The following is a 15,933-nucleotide window of genomic DNA, read 5'->3' on the forward strand; positions in this document are numbered from 1 at the left end:
GAAAAAGTATCAGTGTGCTTTATTGAAATCAAATGAATAAAAATCAGAATTCATATTCAAACAGGTTGATATCTGTCTTGTGAGAATGTCGCACTAATTCCCGGGTTTTATCCGTGTAATATTCCCGGTAATCGGTATTGTTCAATTTGTTGATGTGAGGCAGTTCCGCCTGTATCCCGATGATGGAGCATATTTTTTCGAAATCCTGCTCCAGATTTTCAAAACGGGCGACAAAATCCACCAGTTTCTCTCCATTTTTTGAGTAGATGAATTTTTTTTGGGGAGCATATGATTTCTGACACCTGTCTTTAATGTATTCATCGAAATTCCTGAAGCTCTTCGTGCGCTCATGCAGAAAATGATTTTTATCCGCAAGCAAGTAATTGTAGAGTGATACATTCCAATCCCAGGGATTTCGTACCACGGCAAATGAGAAATAGGAATCAAACAGGTCACGCCCTATTTCCTCAACCAGCTCTTCCGCTTTGATATGTTTTCTGTAGGGCATGGGGTTCATCGCCTGAATGTGAAAGATCCTGAGAACACGATGGGCAAAAATCCGAAAATGATTTGAACAAAAAGGCATGAGCGCACGGGATATGCTGGAACCTGCATTCTTATAGATATGGATAAAAATAAAGTTGTGTTTTTCTGAGATCAGCATACCGATTATCGAGTTATAAGTCTATAATATAATATCCTTAAATGTATAAATATCAAGTATATAAGTTGTCTGTCTGGTTAATAATGAAACATTAAAAGATACATTTTATTTAAATTTGAATCTGCTGTACTTTTTTTCATTTCGCCTTTTCCCATTACAAATAAATTATCTTTCCTCATCATTAATTTTATACCTTACAGAAAAGAAAAAAGCCTCCGATCAAAGAGGCTCTTTTTTTGATTTAGCAATCTATAGAGTGGACACAAAGTGCCCATCTTATGTTATAAAGCAATCATTGAATCATGGAATACATTGAAATGTTAGTCCATGATTTTTCGAAGGAATGCAGGTTGTTCACTGTCACGCTTGTCGATTCTTTCAGATCGATCATTCAGGCCTGAAGAATCGTCGTTACCGGCTTTGCGCTGTTCCTGCTTAGGTTCGGATATCTCCTCATCGGCTTCCTTATCATCATTCGTTCGAATGTGTTTCAAACTTCTGCGATGGATGGCCGGTGAGTCGAGGTTTTTCAGGTTTTTCTCGCCTTTATAGAAATTGCTGTCCATTGCTGTTCTTCGCTGGGCAATTTCACTTGCCTTCGGCAGCATGGTTGATGGTTTCTTCTCGCTGACAGCTTCATTTTTCTTGGACGAAGAAGGTTGAGATTGAGATTTAACATTGTTCTCTTCAAACTCAAAACCGGTGGCTATTACGGTTACCCGCAACTCCTCATCAAATGATTGATCCAGAACGCTACCGAGAATAATCTCTGCATCTTCGCCGGCTTCCTGCTGGATGATTCGTGTAGCCGTTGTGGTTTCTTTAATCCCCAGGTTCGATCCGGCTGAAATATTCACCAGAACATTACGTGCCCCGCGAATACTTACACCATCAAGCAGGGGAGAGTTAATCGCTTCGCGGGCGGCGATCTCTGCGCGATCGGGTCCGCTTGCAGTCGCAGATCCCATGATGGCAGCACCACCGTCAATCATAGTAGTTCGGACATCTGCAAAGTCGAGATTAATAAGTCCCGGCATCAGGATCAAATCAGAAATTCCTCTTGTCGCGTTATAGAGCACTTGATTGGCGTTATCAAACGCTTCAACCAGTGTTGTGTTTTCGTCGGCAATATCCAGTAATCGTTCATTGGGAATCACGATGACGGTATCACAATTTTTCTTCAGTTCGGCAATGCCTTCAACGGCATATTTCATCCGAACTTTGCCTTCAACGAGGAAAGGAGTGGTGACGATACCCACCGTTAAAATTCCTTTTCGCTTGGCAATACCTGCTACCACAGGAGCTCCTCCCGTTCCGGTTCCGCCGCCCATTCCTGCCGTTATGAAAATCATGTCGGCATTGTCAACAGCTTCATCCAATTCATGGCGATTTTCTTCGACAGCCTCGCGGCCAATTTCAGGTCTCGCACCGGCTCCCAATCCAGATGTCAGGTTGGCTCCAACCTGGATGGAGATATCGGCGTCATTATTTTTGAGCGCCTGGGCGTCTGTATTCAGTGCGATATACTCTACACTGTCTAATCCTTTTTGGATCATGTTGTTGATGGCATTACCACCGCCACCGCCAACACCGATCACTTTGATCTTCGCATTATCCTGACCTTTCTCGTCAAAACTAAAGCGTGAGGTTACGTATTCCATAGTTAACTCCGTTTATGATTGCTATCTGTAATGATTATTGATTGCTTCTTTCTTGTTTATTCGATTTCTCGTAGGGTAATTCTTGAACTACCCTTACAAGTTTGGGTTTTTTGATTGCTAAAGTTCTTTAAACCAACTTTTCATTCGTTCGGTGATACTGTTCATCACCTTCTCGACTCCGGTTCCTTTTGATGATGACGGAACCATCTCGTTCTCCACACCTTCTGCTTTCAGCGCGTGTAATACTAAACCCACACTGGTTGCATAGATGGGGCTGTTTACTTCTTCGATCAACCCGCCTGCAAGCCCGAGAGGACGGCCAATTTTGGCATCCATTCCGAGTACTTCATTTGCAAGCGGACAGATATTCTTGATGAGTGATCCGCCACCGGTAACCACAATTCCTGCACTCAGGGAATCGGCGTATCCGCTGCGTTTCACCTCGATGGCTACGATCTCCAGGATCTCTTCCATTCTCGCCTGGATGATTTTTGCCAATATGCTTTTTGTAATCTCTTTGGGTGGACGACCTGCAATGCCGGGAATGGTGATTGATTCATCATCTTCAATCAGGTCTACAAAACATTCGCCGTGCTGATGTTTCAGTTTCTGTGCCTGGTCATCCAACACACTTAATCCAATTTTGATGTCATCGGTCACTTTCTTTCCGGCAATCGCGATGACGGCTGTATGGCGAATCGTATTCTCCTGGAACACGGCAAGGTCCGTCGTTCCGCCGCCGATATCCACCAGAACTACTCCAGCCTCTTTCTCTTCATCATCTAATACTGCATAGGATGAGGCGAGGGGTTCGAGAATGATATCCGCAACCTGGTAACCGGCGCGCTCTACACATCGGTAGAGGTTCTTTGCCGCAGAAACCAAGCCGGTGATTATGTGCACTTCGGCTTCCATTCGCATACCGCTCATGCCAACAGGGTCACTGATTCCGTCCTGACCATCCACTACGAATTCCTGCGGAATCACATGTAAAATCTGCTGATCGGGCGGAAGCATAATCTGCTGGCAGTCCTTCAAAATCCGCTCGACATCCTGTACTGTAATTTCTTTGTCTTTATTGTTGATGGTAATAACACCCTTGCTGCGAATACTCCGGATATGATCGCCGGCAATTCCAACGTTCACGGAATTCACCTCAATCCCCGAAGCCAGTTCAGCCTGTTGAATGGCCGTTTTGATGGCGTTCACAGTCTTGTCAATATTCACGACGACCCCGCGATTTAAACCCTCGCTGGGGGCTTTACCGACACCCAATATGTGGATTCGATCCTGCGTATTAATCGATGCCACAACGGCACAAACTTTGGTCGTGCCGATATCGAGTCCTACAACAATTCGTTCATTTTCCTGTTCCATATGCGATCCTGATCTGTTATTGATTGCTAAACTTTTTTTAATTTTTTTAAAAGAAACTGATAGTGTCCTAAGAAAACGACAAGATCAAGGCGCGCGAAGGTCAAAAAAGCGCAGTGTACTGCGTGTACACGAGCATTTTTTGAACAAGCGGAACGCAGATATTGATGTTTTCTTAGAGACACTATTTAAGAATTTCGTGTTACAATTTGATCTTCAAAGCGGAGATCGATGCTGGTAAACGCTGCCATCCCTTTTTTAGATATCACCTCGGTATAAAAGGCATCCCAGTTTTTCATCTTTTCTTCGAATTGATCATTTCCAAAAAGAAGTTTCACTCCATTTTCATAGGTGAGCGCAACTACACCTTCACTTTCATTCCAAGAAACTTCACTGATAGTGACCCAACCGATTTCATTTTTTCGTGCAGCGATCAAAAAATCCTCCACTTGTCTATATGAATCTGATTTCAATGTATCACTCAATGATCGAGCTGAAAATCCATAAACCAGCGGGACATCTTTTACTTTTTCAGGAATGACAGGGAGCTTGATCCCTCCTTGCGCCACGTAAACCCGACGATTTCCATCCACAAGCATGGCAAATGGTTCTCGCTCTGTAACCTTGAAAGTCAAAGTTCCAAGGATTCCCATACTTACCGTGGCATCTTCCACATAAGGCAGTGCTTTTAAATCCATAAAAAGACTGTCATAAGAAACACTGTCTGCCAGCATGCCAATCGGTAACTCCAATGCTTCTTCCAAAGATTCAAGATCCGTATAGTGATTTCCTTCAAATTTCACCTCTTCAATCCTCATGTTATTTTCGAGGTAAAGTCCGGCAAGAACGGCACTTGTAAAGAGTGCGAGAGTCAAAACAATCCAAACAGTGTTTTTCAGTATGCTCGATATCTTCGCCATATTAAACACCTCCTTCATTTACAAGATCAAGAAACTGTTCGCCGTATTTATAAACGTCGCCGGCACCCATCGTGATGATGATATCGCCATCCTGCAATATCTCTTTCAATTTTTCGGGGAGATCTGATTTTTCTTCAACATAGTGGACATTTTTATGGCCGTAATTTTTAGCCGTATCAGAAATCAACTGGCCGGTTACACCTTCAATTGGTTTCTCCCGCGACGGATACACATCCGTCACGACCAAGACCTCTGCATCAAAAAAGGAAAGGCCAAATTCTTTGTACAGTTCTTGAGTTCTGGAATAAAGGTGAGGCTGAAAAACGGCAACAATTCTACGGTTTTTCCAACCTTTTCGGGCAGCTTGAATACTTGCCTGGACCTCTGTTGGATGATGAGCATAATCATCAATCACAATCAGTTCATCGGTATTGTGTTTGACCTGGAATCGCCTGAAAACACCCTCAAACCGCTCTAATCCAGATTTTATCTTCTCAAATGAGATTCCGAGTTCAAGCCCAACCGCAACCGCTGCCAATGCATTTTTTACATTATGATCACCGGGAGCTTTTAATTGGATTTCGCCGAGTTCATGACCCGATGAGATCACGGTAAACGTGCTGTTCAGAGTTTCGTGGGAAACATTTACCGCACGTACTTGAGCTTGTGGATTATATCCGTAACTAATGGTTCGTTTTTTGATATTCGGCCGTATACTTTTCACTTCAGGATCATCAAGGCAAACCACAACGGCACCATAAAAAGGGACTTTATTGGCAAAATCGGTAAAGGCCTGTTTTACATCATCCAGGTCCTCATAGATATCCATGTGCTCCGCTTCGATGTTGGTAATCACCACCAAGGAAGGGGATAGGCGTAAAAATGTTCGGTCGTACTCGTCGGCTTCAACGATGATGATATCACCTTTACCGACAACAGCATTGGTTTTTGCAAAACTGTGAACTCGTCCGCCCACGATAATAGTTGGATCAAATTGTCCGTCTTGCACCACATGACCGGTCATGGTCGTAGTGGTTGTTTTCCCATGGGTTCCGGCAATGCCAATTCCATACTTGGTACGCATTAATTCGGCCAGCATTTCCGAGCGTTTAATTACCGGAATTTTTTGGGACAGGGCTTCTTTCGTTTCCACGTTATCATCGGCCTTAACCGCGCTGGTATAGACCACCACATCGGCACCTTCAATATTTTCCGGGGCATGCTGATAAAAGATATTAGCACCAAGTTCTTCAAGTCGGTACGTCGTTTCCGATCTGCTTTGATCCGATCCACTGACCCGGTATCCGCGAAGTAGCAATATCTCGGCCATTCCGCTCATACCAATCCCACCGATGCCCACCATGTGAATGTGGCGGGTTCGTCCAAAAACGGGTTGTGTTTGAATGGAATTACTCATCAATTTTGCTTCTCTAAGAATGAAAAAATTTTGTTTTTGATCTCTTCTGCAGCATTAGGTTTTGCAAGTGATTTCATCGCGGATGACATCTTGTTCAGCTCTTCCTCATTTCGAATCAACTCGGTAACAGCTGAATAGAACAACTCATCAAGCGTCGATTCTTTTAAAAGTTTGGCAGCTCCTGCATTCACCAATGATTGAGCATTTGTGGTCTGATGATCCTCAGCTACATAGGGTGATGGAACCATAATGGCCGGTTTTTCGGTTGCAGCCAGTTCGCTAAATGTTCCGGCTCCGGCCCGGGCAACCACCAGGTCAGAAGCTCCATACGCCGCCGACATATCGTCGATATAGGCCATCAATCTCAAATTCGGATACTTCTCAACATCAATTGTATCAACCAAACTATCATAATACTTGGGTCCGCATTGCCAGATGATTTGAAGATTCGCTTCATTGTGAAGTCTGTCGATCTCGGAACTCATGATATCATTCAAGCCTTTAGCTCCGCCGCTACCACCGATAATTAATAAAACCGGCCGGTCACTTGAGAAATCGAATCTTTCTAAAGCGGAGGCCTTGTCAAGAGATTTCACCTGCCCCCGTACCGGATTTCCGGTAAGAGTGATTTTCTCTTCCGGCAGATACTGTTTTGCATCATCAAAAGTGGTAAAGATCGCTGTGGCATGTTTGGCTAGAAGCCGATTTGTCAATCCCGGGTAACTGTTCTGCTCCTGCAAAAAGAGTGGGATTCCAAGTTTCGCCGCAACCCATCCAATCGGACCGGATGCAAATCCACCGCATGCAATCACGATATCGGGGTTGAATGATTTCACAATTGAAAAACTCTGAAAGATGCTTGTTATCAGTTTGATTGGGAACAGGAGGTTTTGAGCCGTTAGTCTCCTGTGAATTCCGCTAATCCAAATGCTTTTAATCTCATAGCCGTACTTCGGAACGGTTTCCCATTCCATTCGATCACGGGTTCCCACAAACAGAAAATCCGCATCCGGTTTAGCTTTTTTAATCGCATCTGCAATGGCAATCGCCGGATAAACATGACCACCCGTACCACCGGCTGCCATGAGCACACGAATGTGACCCACGGCAGCGGTGAGGGTATCTGTAGATGATATGTCCTTTGCAACGGTTGCGATCATCCGTTATAAAATCTTGTTTTGATGTTTGCTATATGTCTTGAAATATTCAGCAGCATGCCTGACATTGCTCCGGCAAAAACCATGCTTGATCCGCCATAACTCACGAATGGCATCGGCAGTCCGGTTACCGGCAAAAGCCCGGTGGCCACGCCCGCATTCACAAATGCATAGAGTGAAATCAAAAGAGTACAGCCGAAGGCAATCAAAGTGCCCAGAACATCGGGCGCCTGTCTTGCGATCACTGCGATTCCGCGATAGAGAATCAACAGGTATGCAAAAATCACGGAGATGGCTCCGACAATACCATACTCTTCAGCGATGATGGCGAAAATAAAATCGTTGTAAGGTGCCGGTAGAAAATCACGCTGCGTGCTCTTGCCGATTCCAACGCCAAAAAGCTGTCCCTGTGCGATTGCTATATGCGCCTGCTGAGCCTGGTAACCTTCAGCTGATTCAAAATTCTGATCGTTGATTTCGGTGATTTGAGCTACATATTGATCAATTCGGCTCTGTCGTTCAGTTGATGTGCTGATAAATCCGGCAACACCGATCAATCCAATCAAAACCAAACCCGAAAGTTGTGGAATGCTGATTCGCCCAACGAACATCATCAGGATACAAATGCCCATCAGTACTGCGGCACTACTCAGATCTTCGGTTCCGATCAATACAAACGTGACTCCCACCCAGAACATAATCGGGAGAAAAGCACGCTTAAAATCTTTGATATATTCCTGTTTTTCATACAAGAGTACGGCCACATGGAGAATGAGTGCTATTGCAGCAAAAGATGTTGGCTGAAATGATACACTGCCGATAGAAAGTGAACGCTGGGCTCCCCAGGATACATCTCCGTAAAGGTGCATGACAATAAGAAGTCCCCAACTGAGAAGCATAGCGAAACGGCTAAATCTCGCCAATACCCGATAATTTATTTTTGATATAAAGATCATTACGAAAAATGCGATCAGCAGCTTAATGGCATGACCGGAAACCAAACTCACTGCAGTCGTTCCATGCGACTGGGCAAAGAAAGCGATGGAGGAATACACTGCCAGGCAACCGAAAATCATCAGCCCGATGATGGTAACCAACAGGACCTGGTCGCTGCTCCGGTCCGGCGCATCCAGCTCATCCTTGGTGGTGCCGAAAATGGATCCGACTTTGCTATTTGGTGTGGTGTAGTACAAGTTTTTTTGGTTTGTTGTCAGTTGTCAGTTGTTAGTTGTTAGTTGTTTATGTTACAAGTCTAATACCGCCTGTTTAAACTCATTACCGCGGTGTTCGTAATTTTCAAACATGTCGAATGAGGAACATGCGGGGCTCAGTAAAACTACCTCACCTCGTTTAGCTTTCTTTTTGGATAGTTTAACCGCTTGTTTCAGCGTATCAGCTTCCATGTAATTCGGTACAACTTTTCCGAGTTGATTTTTAATAGCCGATTTTGCCTCACCAATTGCGACTATTGTGTGCACTTTTTCACGGATTTGATGTTCGAGAACAGACCAGTCATTTCCTTTGTCACGGCCGCCAAGAATCAGTACAATTGGCATATTGTAACTGTCCAGTGCAAACCAAACGGCGTTGATGTTGGTCGCTTTGCTGTCATTTACATATCGTACGCCTTTCAGGTTGCGCACCTCTTCAAGCCGGTGTTCAACCCCTTCGAATGTTTGCAGGCTTTCACGAATGAACTCGTTTTTAATCTCCGAGGCCCGTGCTGCCAAAGCCGTAGCCATTCCGTTCTGTAGATTGTGTGTTCCGCTTAAACCGATTTCACCAATTTGCATGAGTTGTTCCTCTTTGTTGTTGATTTTTAAAATCAGTTTGCCATCCCGCACAAAAGCACCATTTGAAATTTCATTATCACTGGAAAATGCCAGTAAACGTGGTGCCTCTTCTTTTTTTGATAACTCCTCTGCGTAGTTCGAGAGGACGGGATCGTCATCGTTGTAGATGAACCAGTTCGAATCATCCTGATTTTCAGCGATTCGAAACTTGGATTTGGCGTACATATTAAAATCGTTTTGATATCGATCCAGGTGATCTTCCGTGATGTTTAAAATGATGCTTATATCCGGCTTAAATTGGTCGATATGGTCAAGCTGAAAACTGCTGACTTCAAGCAGAGCTGTAATCTCTTTGGAGGTTTCATCAACATGATCAGAAAATGCCGTTCCGATATTACCGGCCAACAGATGTTCCTGATTAGCCACTTTCCATGTATGAGCCAGCCAATTTGCGACGGTTGTTTTTCCGTTGCTTCCTGTCACAGCTACAATGGGAGACCGGTTGAACCAGCTTGCAACTTCAATTTCTGAGAAAACCTTTTTACCTGTATTCAGATAGTTCCGGGCAATTTTTGATGATGTTGGCACACCCGGACTCAATACAAGAAAATCTCCATTCATCGCTTTCTCTGAATGTTGATTTTGTTCGAATTCTATCGATTCAGCTCGCAGTTGTTCTGCAAATTCAGAACTGATCGAACTAAAGTCCGTCACAAATGGAATGGCGCCTTTCTTCTTCAAGAGTTTGGCAACAGCCACGCCACTTCTGGCGGCACCGGCAACGACGATATGTTTATTCTCTACATTCATTATCGCAGTTTGAGTGTTAAGAGGCTGATGATTCCAAGCAGTATGGCGATAATCCAAAACCGAATAACGATTTTCGATTCCGGCCATCCCAGTTTTTCAAAATGGTGGTGAATCGGTGTCATCAAATAAACTCTCCGGCCTTCGCCGTATTTCCATTTGGTATATTTGAAGTAACTTGTTTGAATAATTACAGAAACGGTTTCAGCGACAAATACACCACATATGATTGGCAGAAGCAGTTCCTTGTGAATCATTATGGCCATCGCTCCCAAAGCTCCGCCGAGTGCCAGTGATCCCGTATCCCCCATAAATACAGAAGCGGGGTAGGTGTTGTACCAGAGAAAACCGAGACACGCTCCCACAAGTGAAGCCGCAAAAATTGTCAATTCACCGGCTCCCGGGAGATACATGATGTTCAAAAAGTTTGAAAAGTCAGTCCGGCCGGAGACGTATGCAAATATTCCGAGAATTACACCGGCAATGGCAGACGTGCCGGAAAGCAATCCATCAAGGCCGTCGGTGAGATTTGCAGCGTTACTCACGCCGGTAATAATAAAAACCACGACCGGTATGTAGATCAGCCATCCGGCTGTATCACCAAAAAAGGCATAATCAATATTCACTTCCTTTAGAAATGGAACTGTGGTTAGAGTGTTGTATTCGCTAAATGCAGGCCAGAAGTAGAGCGTTGCGCCGAGAATAATTCCTACGAAAACCTGGCCAAATACTTTAACCCAGCCGTGAAGTCCGGATTTATTTTGCCGAACAACTTTGATGTAATCGTCTACGAAACCAACCACACCAAGGGTTAGCGTTACAAATACAATCATCCAGGTATAGATGCTAAACATGTTCATCCAGAGCATAGCGGGAATTACCGTTGCTAAAATGATAATCACTCCACCCATGGTTGGAGTATTCACTTTGTTCAGATGTGTATGCAGCCCGATGTCCTCACGGATTACTTCTTTCAACTGCATTTTTATGAGCCATTGAATGATTTTTCGTCCAATAATCAGGCTGATAATCAATGCAGTAGCAGCTGCAAAAGCGGTTCGGGTAGTGATAAAGTCAAACGCATCAAACCCGGGAGGCGCGTACTGATCGTTGAGCCATGCAAGCAGTTCGTATAACATCAGACGGCCCCCTCTTTTTTCGTTGTGTCGTCTCTTTTTTGAAGGGCTTCGAGGGCGATTTCACGGTCATCAAAATGAATTCGATCCCCGTTTATCTCCTGGTAGGTTTCATGTCCCTTGCCGGCTATTAAAACAATCGATCCGGCTTTGGATGTAAACACGGCTTCATGAATGGCATCTCTGCGATTGGTAAGTCTTGTGATATTTTCAGGATTTTTAAATCCCTCCATGATATCATCAATAATCAAATCGGGATCTTCTGAACGCGGGTTATCCGATGTTACAATCACTCGATTTGCATACGATTCAGCAATTTTAGCCATTTTTGGCCGCTTGGATTTGTCACGGTCGCCCCCGCATCCAAACACGCAAACCAATTTCTGATGCCGGGTTTTCAGCTCCCTCAACGTGGAGAGTACATTTTCTAATGCGTTGGGAGTGTGGGCGTAATCCACAAATACAATCGGTTCATTTGAAGTATCTAATTCCTGGTTTATACGCTCCATACGCCCGGGGGCTCCGGTACAATGCTTAAGTATTTCAGCCGCTTTTTTGCCGTCAACACCAAGGGCTGTACAAGTCAGAAGTGCTTCAACAACATTGTATGCGTTGAACCGGCCGACCAATGGTGTTTCAATTTTTGTCTCATCTATTGAGATCGTCATGCCTTTGGCGTCTGATTGTAAGATCTTGGCCTGCAGAAGGCCTTTGTCCTCAAAACTGAAGCTCAAAATTTTTGCCGGGGTAGAATTCACAATCCATTCACCCCGTTCGTCATCGGCATTTGTGATGGCCCAGCTTTTGCTATCTAAAGAGTTGAATAATTTCTTTTTTGCAGATGCATACTCATTCATCGTCTCATGATAATCGAGATGATCATGGCTTAAATTTGTAAAAACAGCTACTTGAAATGAGATACCCTTTGTTCTTCCCTGGTCCAATGCATGAGAAGAAACTTCCATCACCAGGTATTCACTACCGGCATCTGTCATCTCCTTCATTGCTTGTGCCAATTCTATGGGGTCGGCAGTTGTTAGTCGGCTGGGAGATTTGTCCTGAAGAACTCGTTTCTCAATGGTACCAAGAAGAGAGGCCTGATAATTCAATTTTGTTAAAATTTGCCAGACTAATGTGGTGACAGTGGTTTTACCATTTGTGCCCGTCACACCAATAATTTTTAGCTTATCAGCAGGATTTCCCTCCATTTTTTGCGCTAACTTACCGAGCAATTTCCGGGTTTTTTTCACCGTGATGACGGTTACGTTTTCATTAAGTTCAATCTCTTTTTGGCAGATGATTATACCAGCGCCTCGTTCAATCGCTTCATGAATAAAATTGTGCCCATCTGATTTTGAGCCCTTTACCGCGATAAAAATATCACCTGGTACAACCTCCCTGGAATCTTGCCGCAACTTCCCTATGGTTTCCGGTTCCGGGCCGGAAATGGAAATCGGTTTGCAAAATGATATGAGTTCCTGGTAGTTCATGGTTTAGTAAGACGCAATCGATTGAGATTGACTTATGGATTTCGCTTTTCCGCGAACGGTCACGGTTCGGCCCTTCTTCATCAGGTCGCCGGCTCTCGGAAATTGTGTATAAACAGTTCCGGAGCCCACCGTTTCAATTTCAAAACCCCTGCTCATTAGCAGGAATGTTGCCTGCCGCATATTGAGATTCGTGAGATCGGGTATTTGAGCATATCCTTCGGGAATAGAATCCGTGGTTTGATTCGTTAACTTGATCTCCAGCGGTTTGTTCGGGTCAATTTTCTCACCGGGAGCAGGAATTTGCTCTTCAACAAATATTCCTTCTCCTATTTTTTTAAAAGGGATTCCGTTTTTATTCAGAAGGATGGAGGCGTTCTCAAATTGAAGCCCGGTTAATTTAGGTGCTACATTTGGAGCATCCTCTGCAATCATATCTTTCGGAGTAGATTTTTGAATAGAATTGTCCAGGCCTGAGATTCGAGTGGCAATTTCTTTGAAAATTGAGCCGGCCGTAAATCCACCGTAAATACTTGTTTTTGGTTCATCTAACAAAATAAAAATTGCATGTTCAGGGTCTTCAACCGGGAAAAATCCAACAAATGAGGCACGATATTTAGTCTGATATTGACCGTCTTTAAATTTCTGAGCTGTCCCTGTTTTACCGGCAATCCGCAAACCTTCGACCATGGCCCAACTGGCCGTACCCGAATCAGAAACAACATCCTCAAGAATTGGAATCAGTTTATCAATTGTCTCTTCATCTGCAACTTTTCGAACGCTTACCGGTTTCCTCTGTTGAAGAATATTGCCAAATTCATCCCTGACAGACTCAACCACGTAGGGTTTCATCATCACTCCGTCATTAGCTACAGCAGCATAGGCCTGAATCATCTGCATAGGAGTTACCTGCACCTCATATCCGATTGACATCCAGGGCAGAGTAACTAAACTCCATTCATATGGACGTTGAAGCCTCCCCTCTTTTTCGCCCGGCAGATCGATCTGCGTGGAAGTTCCGAACCCAAGATTACGGGCATACTGGTAAAATGATTCCGGTTCCATTCTCATCGCAATTTCTGAGGTAGCAATATTCGATGATTTTGAGATCACTTCGGAAAATGTTAAAGTGCCAAGTGGATCATGATCCCGCATCGTCTGGCCGTGAATCATCTTGTACCCTTTTTCAGGTGTTTCAAACTTCTCATCAAATCCTACCAGTTCCTGTTCAATTGCGGCAATGGCCGTAGCTACCTTAAATGTAGATCCGGGTTCTATCTGATCGGAAATTGCATAGTTCCTTCGATTTTCATTTTCAATAGTTGCCGGCGAATTTGGATTGAAATAGGGAAAGTTGGCCATCGCTTGAATCGCGCCTGTTTTAGGATCCATGATTATGGCGGTTCCTTTATCGGCCATGTGGCGCTCAATACCGGCTTCTAACTCTTCCTCAACAATAGCCTGTATCTGCGAATTGATCGTAGTGTGGAGGGAATATCCCTGTTCCGGCTGTTTACGGGGCGCTCCCACATAAGCAAAAATATTGTTTAAGGGATCTTTTCGAACTTGCTGTAATCCGTCAGTACCTTTTAAAATATCATCGTACTCAGATTCGAGTCCGGCCATGCCTTTCATCTCATGATTCACAAACCCTACAACATGTGCTGCCAATGATCCAAAATTATAATTCCGTCGATACTCTTCTTCCAACAGCAGGCCGCGTATATCCAGCAAATTCAGGTCTTCGTATGCCTGAACCGGAACACTTTTCTCTAAAACCACATATTGTGATCGAGAAGGGGCATTTTGAATTTTTCTCTTGTAGTAGTTTACATTTCTGGAGGTGTGATTGCTCAAGGTCTCTGCAATCCGTTGAATATCCTGAGAAGTTCGGCCTACCGTTTTCGGATCAACGGCTACCTGATATATAACCTGGTTGGTAGCCAGTATGGAACCGGTGGCATCATATATATCTCCCCGCTCTGCCGGAATGGATACATAGTCGATCGCTTGAGAGTTCCAGAGTTCACGCAGACCATCCCCCTCTGCAACATTTACCCGAAGCAGTTGAAAGAAGATGCCTGCCGGCAGCAATAGCAGAAACCCGAAGAGCAGGAACATCCGGCTCATAATTGAACTGCGATCACTCATTCTGTATCTGTACGAATATATATGATTTGGTCTGCCGGCCCGGCATTAACAAACCCAAGCTCGCGTGCTTTTTGGTAGATTACTTTTGGGCCGGTCAAACGTTCGTATGTAAGTCTCTTTTCCTGGTATATTCGTAGTGCTTTATTATACTCAGCTTCAAGCTGGTTGACCTCGGTCAACGTCTGCTGAGTATTAAAGACATGACTGATGTAAATAATCCCACAGAATCCGATCAAGAACACTGCGAGAACAATCTTCCAGGGGGTGAAAGCCGGAAGGTTTGATATTTTATTTTTTGGGTCTTTAATACGCCTGCCATGATTTGGGGCAGAACCATCTGTATTAAATGCTTTATCGAAGAAATTTTTCTTCTTGTTTTTAGCGGGCTTACCGCCGGAAATTCCTTTTCGTTTATTTTTTGAAGGGGTGATTACATTCATTCTTCTTCATCCTCCTTCACTTTTTCCGCAACTCTTAATTTTGCACTCCGAGCTGCAGGGTTTTCTTTTATCTCTTTGTCTGATGGCGTGATGATCTGTTTTGTGATCACATTAATCGGTTTTACGGGGTTACCGAAAAAATCTTTTTCAATCTCGCCCTCAAAATTTCCACTCCTGAAAAAGTTTTTAACAATCCTGTCTTCCAGCGAATGATAGGAGATGGCAACAATCCGACCACCGGATTTCAGAATATCTAGTGACTCCTGAAGGCCTTGTTTCAAAACATCCAGCTCTCGGTTTACTTCAATCCGAATCGCCTGGAAAACACGGGCTACCGTTTTGATGGTATGCCTGCCATAAATGACATTTTCAATGGATTCACGAAGCTCTCCGGTGGTCTCAATCGGGCGGTTATCAATTATTTCACGAGCAATCTGTCGGCTCAATCGCTCTTCACCGTAATGGTAGATTATATCTCTCAGTTTCTCATAATCGTAGGTATTCACGACATCATAGGCCGATACACCACTCAGATCACTCATTCTCATATCAAGTGGGCCGTCTTCCTGGAAACTAAAACCACGTTCGGCTTCTTTGATTTGATGAGTGGAGACCCCCAGGTCAAACAGAATACCTGAAATTTTTCCGTGATATTTTGGCGGAATTAAAGTAGACAGGTGGCCAAAGTTCCCGGAGATGGTTTCCAGTCTGGGATCATCGCCGAGCCTTTCTTTTGCAGCTTCAAGTGCTTCCGGGTCCTGATCAAGGCCGATAAGGGTAGCATCAACAGAAAGAGTTTCGAGAATCTTCTTACTATGTCCGCCGCCTCCCAAAGTTGCATCTATATAAATACCACTCTCATCCGTCACCAGGAATTCGATGGCGGGTTGTAAAAGCACGGGGGTATGTGGATGATATGTTGCCAT

The 15,933-nt window shown here is 44.2% G+C and carries 13 protein-coding genes; all 13 read right to left on the reverse strand.

Translation table 11 applies throughout. From position 1 onward, the window contains the following. Positions 1 to 43 precede the first annotated feature (43 nt). Positions 44 to 664, reverse strand: coding sequence for a sulfotransferase family 2 domain-containing protein (locus L6773_RS17315; RefSeq protein ID WP_237855737.1), 621 nt, complete (start codon positions 662 to 664; stop codon positions 44 to 46). 320 nt (positions 665 to 984) lie between these two features. Next, positions 985 to 2,325 (reverse strand): cell division protein FtsZ, encoded by a 1,341-nt coding sequence (gene ftsZ / locus L6773_RS17320; RefSeq protein ID WP_237855738.1) that lies wholly within the window; start codon positions 2,323 to 2,325, stop codon positions 985 to 987. A 117-nt stretch (positions 2,326 to 2,442) separates the two neighbouring features. Beyond that, entirely contained in the window at positions 2,443 to 3,702 is a 1,260-nt protein-coding gene (gene ftsA, locus L6773_RS17325; protein WP_237855739.1) for a cell division protein FtsA, read from the reverse strand. Positions 3,703 to 3,887: 185 nt separating this feature from the next. Then, a complete protein-coding gene (locus L6773_RS17330; RefSeq protein WP_237855740.1) occupies positions 3,888 to 4,619 on the reverse strand; it encodes a cell division protein FtsQ/DivIB in 732 nt (243 codons plus the stop codon). 1 nt (position 4,620) lies between these two features. Continuing rightward, a complete protein-coding gene (murC, locus tag L6773_RS17335) occupies positions 4,621 to 6,036 on the reverse strand; it encodes a UDP-N-acetylmuramate--L-alanine ligase (RefSeq protein WP_237855742.1) in 1,416 nt (471 codons plus the stop codon). Further along, positions 6,036 to 7,196 (reverse strand): undecaprenyldiphospho-muramoylpentapeptide beta-N-acetylglucosaminyltransferase, encoded by a 1,161-nt coding sequence (gene murG, locus L6773_RS17340; protein WP_237855743.1) that lies wholly within the window; start codon positions 7,194 to 7,196, stop codon positions 6,036 to 6,038. Before murG ends, murC begins: the two co-directional genes overlap by 1 nt. Then, complete coding sequence (locus tag L6773_RS17345) at positions 7,193 to 8,386, reverse strand: FtsW/RodA/SpoVE family cell cycle protein (protein WP_237855744.1); 1,194 nt, start codon at positions 8,384 to 8,386, stop codon at positions 7,193 to 7,195. Before L6773_RS17345 ends, murG begins: the two co-directional genes overlap by 4 nt. Positions 8,387 to 8,437: 51 nt before the next feature. Beyond that, positions 8,438 to 9,796 carry a UDP-N-acetylmuramoyl-L-alanine--D-glutamate ligase gene (murD, locus tag L6773_RS17350; RefSeq protein ID WP_237855745.1) on the reverse strand — a complete coding sequence of 453 codons (1,359 nt, stop codon included), beginning with the start codon at positions 9,794 to 9,796 and terminating at the stop codon, positions 8,438 to 8,440. Next, the gene (gene mraY, locus L6773_RS17355) at positions 9,796 to 10,932 is read right to left on the reverse strand and encodes a phospho-N-acetylmuramoyl-pentapeptide-transferase (RefSeq protein WP_237855746.1); all 1,137 of its coding nucleotides are present in this window, start codon (positions 10,930 to 10,932) and stop codon (positions 9,796 to 9,798) included. Before mraY ends, murD begins: the two co-directional genes overlap by 1 nt. Continuing rightward, positions 10,932 to 12,419, reverse strand: a complete 1,488-nt coding sequence (locus L6773_RS17360; RefSeq protein ID WP_237855747.1) for a UDP-N-acetylmuramoyl-L-alanyl-D-glutamate--2,6-diaminopimelate ligase — start codon at positions 12,417 to 12,419, stop codon at positions 10,932 to 10,934. Before L6773_RS17360 ends, mraY begins: the two co-directional genes overlap by 1 nt. A 3-nt stretch (positions 12,420 to 12,422) precedes the next feature. Next, on the reverse strand, positions 12,423 to 14,567 hold the full coding sequence (locus L6773_RS17365) for a penicillin-binding transpeptidase domain-containing protein (RefSeq protein WP_237855749.1): 2,145 nt from the start codon (positions 14,565 to 14,567) through the stop codon (positions 12,423 to 12,425). Continuing rightward, entirely contained in the window at positions 14,564 to 15,007 is a 444-nt protein-coding gene (locus L6773_RS17370; protein WP_237855750.1) for a hypothetical protein, read from the reverse strand. Before L6773_RS17370 ends, L6773_RS17365 begins: the two co-directional genes overlap by 4 nt. Beyond that, the gene (rsmH, locus tag L6773_RS17375) at positions 15,004 to 15,933 is read right to left on the reverse strand and encodes a 16S rRNA (cytosine(1402)-N(4))-methyltransferase RsmH (RefSeq protein WP_237855751.1); all 930 of its coding nucleotides are present in this window, start codon (positions 15,931 to 15,933) and stop codon (positions 15,004 to 15,006) included. Before rsmH ends, L6773_RS17370 begins: the two co-directional genes overlap by 4 nt.

The sequence above is a fragment of the Rhodohalobacter sulfatireducens genome, assembly GCF_022012475.1.
GTDB lineage: Bacteria > Bacteroidota > Rhodothermia > Balneolales > Balneolaceae > Rhodohalobacter > Rhodohalobacter sulfatireducens.

Bases quoted from the DNA above. Each gene is read 5' to 3' on its own strand.
- murC (WP_237855742.1), bottom strand. From the start codon at position 6,036: ATGAGTAATTCCATTCAAACACAACCCGTTTTTGGACGAACCCGCCAC.
- ftsA (WP_237855739.1), bottom strand. From the start codon at position 3,702: ATGGAACAGGAAAATGAACGAATTGTTGTAGGACTCGATATCGGCACG.
- murG (WP_237855743.1), bottom strand. From the start codon at position 7,196: ATGATCGCAACCGTTGCAAAGGACATATCATCTACAGATACCCTCACC.
- L6773_RS17330 (WP_237855740.1), bottom strand. From the start codon at position 4,619: ATGGCGAAGATATCGAGCATACTGAAAAACACTGTTTGGATTGTTTTG.
- L6773_RS17315 (WP_237855737.1), bottom strand. From the start codon at position 664: ATGCTGATCTCAGAAAAACACAACTTTATTTTTATCCATATCTATAAG.
- ftsZ (WP_237855738.1), bottom strand. From the start codon at position 2,325: ATGGAATACGTAACCTCACGCTTTAGTTTTGACGAGAAAGGTCAGGAT.
- L6773_RS17365 (WP_237855749.1), bottom strand. From the start codon at position 14,567: ATGAGTGATCGCAGTTCAATTATGAGCCGGATGTTCCTGCTCTTCGGG.
- L6773_RS17360 (WP_237855747.1), bottom strand. From the start codon at position 12,419: ATGAACTACCAGGAACTCATATCATTTTGCAAACCGATTTCCATTTCC.
- rsmH (WP_237855751.1), bottom strand. From the start codon at position 15,933: ATGGCAACATATCATCCACATACCCCCGTGCTTTTACAACCCGCCATC.
- murD (WP_237855745.1), bottom strand. From the start codon at position 9,796: ATGAATGTAGAGAATAAACATATCGTCGTTGCCGGTGCCGCCAGAAGT.
- L6773_RS17370 (WP_237855750.1), bottom strand. From the start codon at position 15,007: ATGAATGTAATCACCCCTTCAAAAAATAAACGAAAAGGAATTTCCGGC.
- mraY (WP_237855746.1), bottom strand. From the start codon at position 10,932: ATGTTATACGAACTGCTTGCATGGCTCAACGATCAGTACGCGCCTCCC.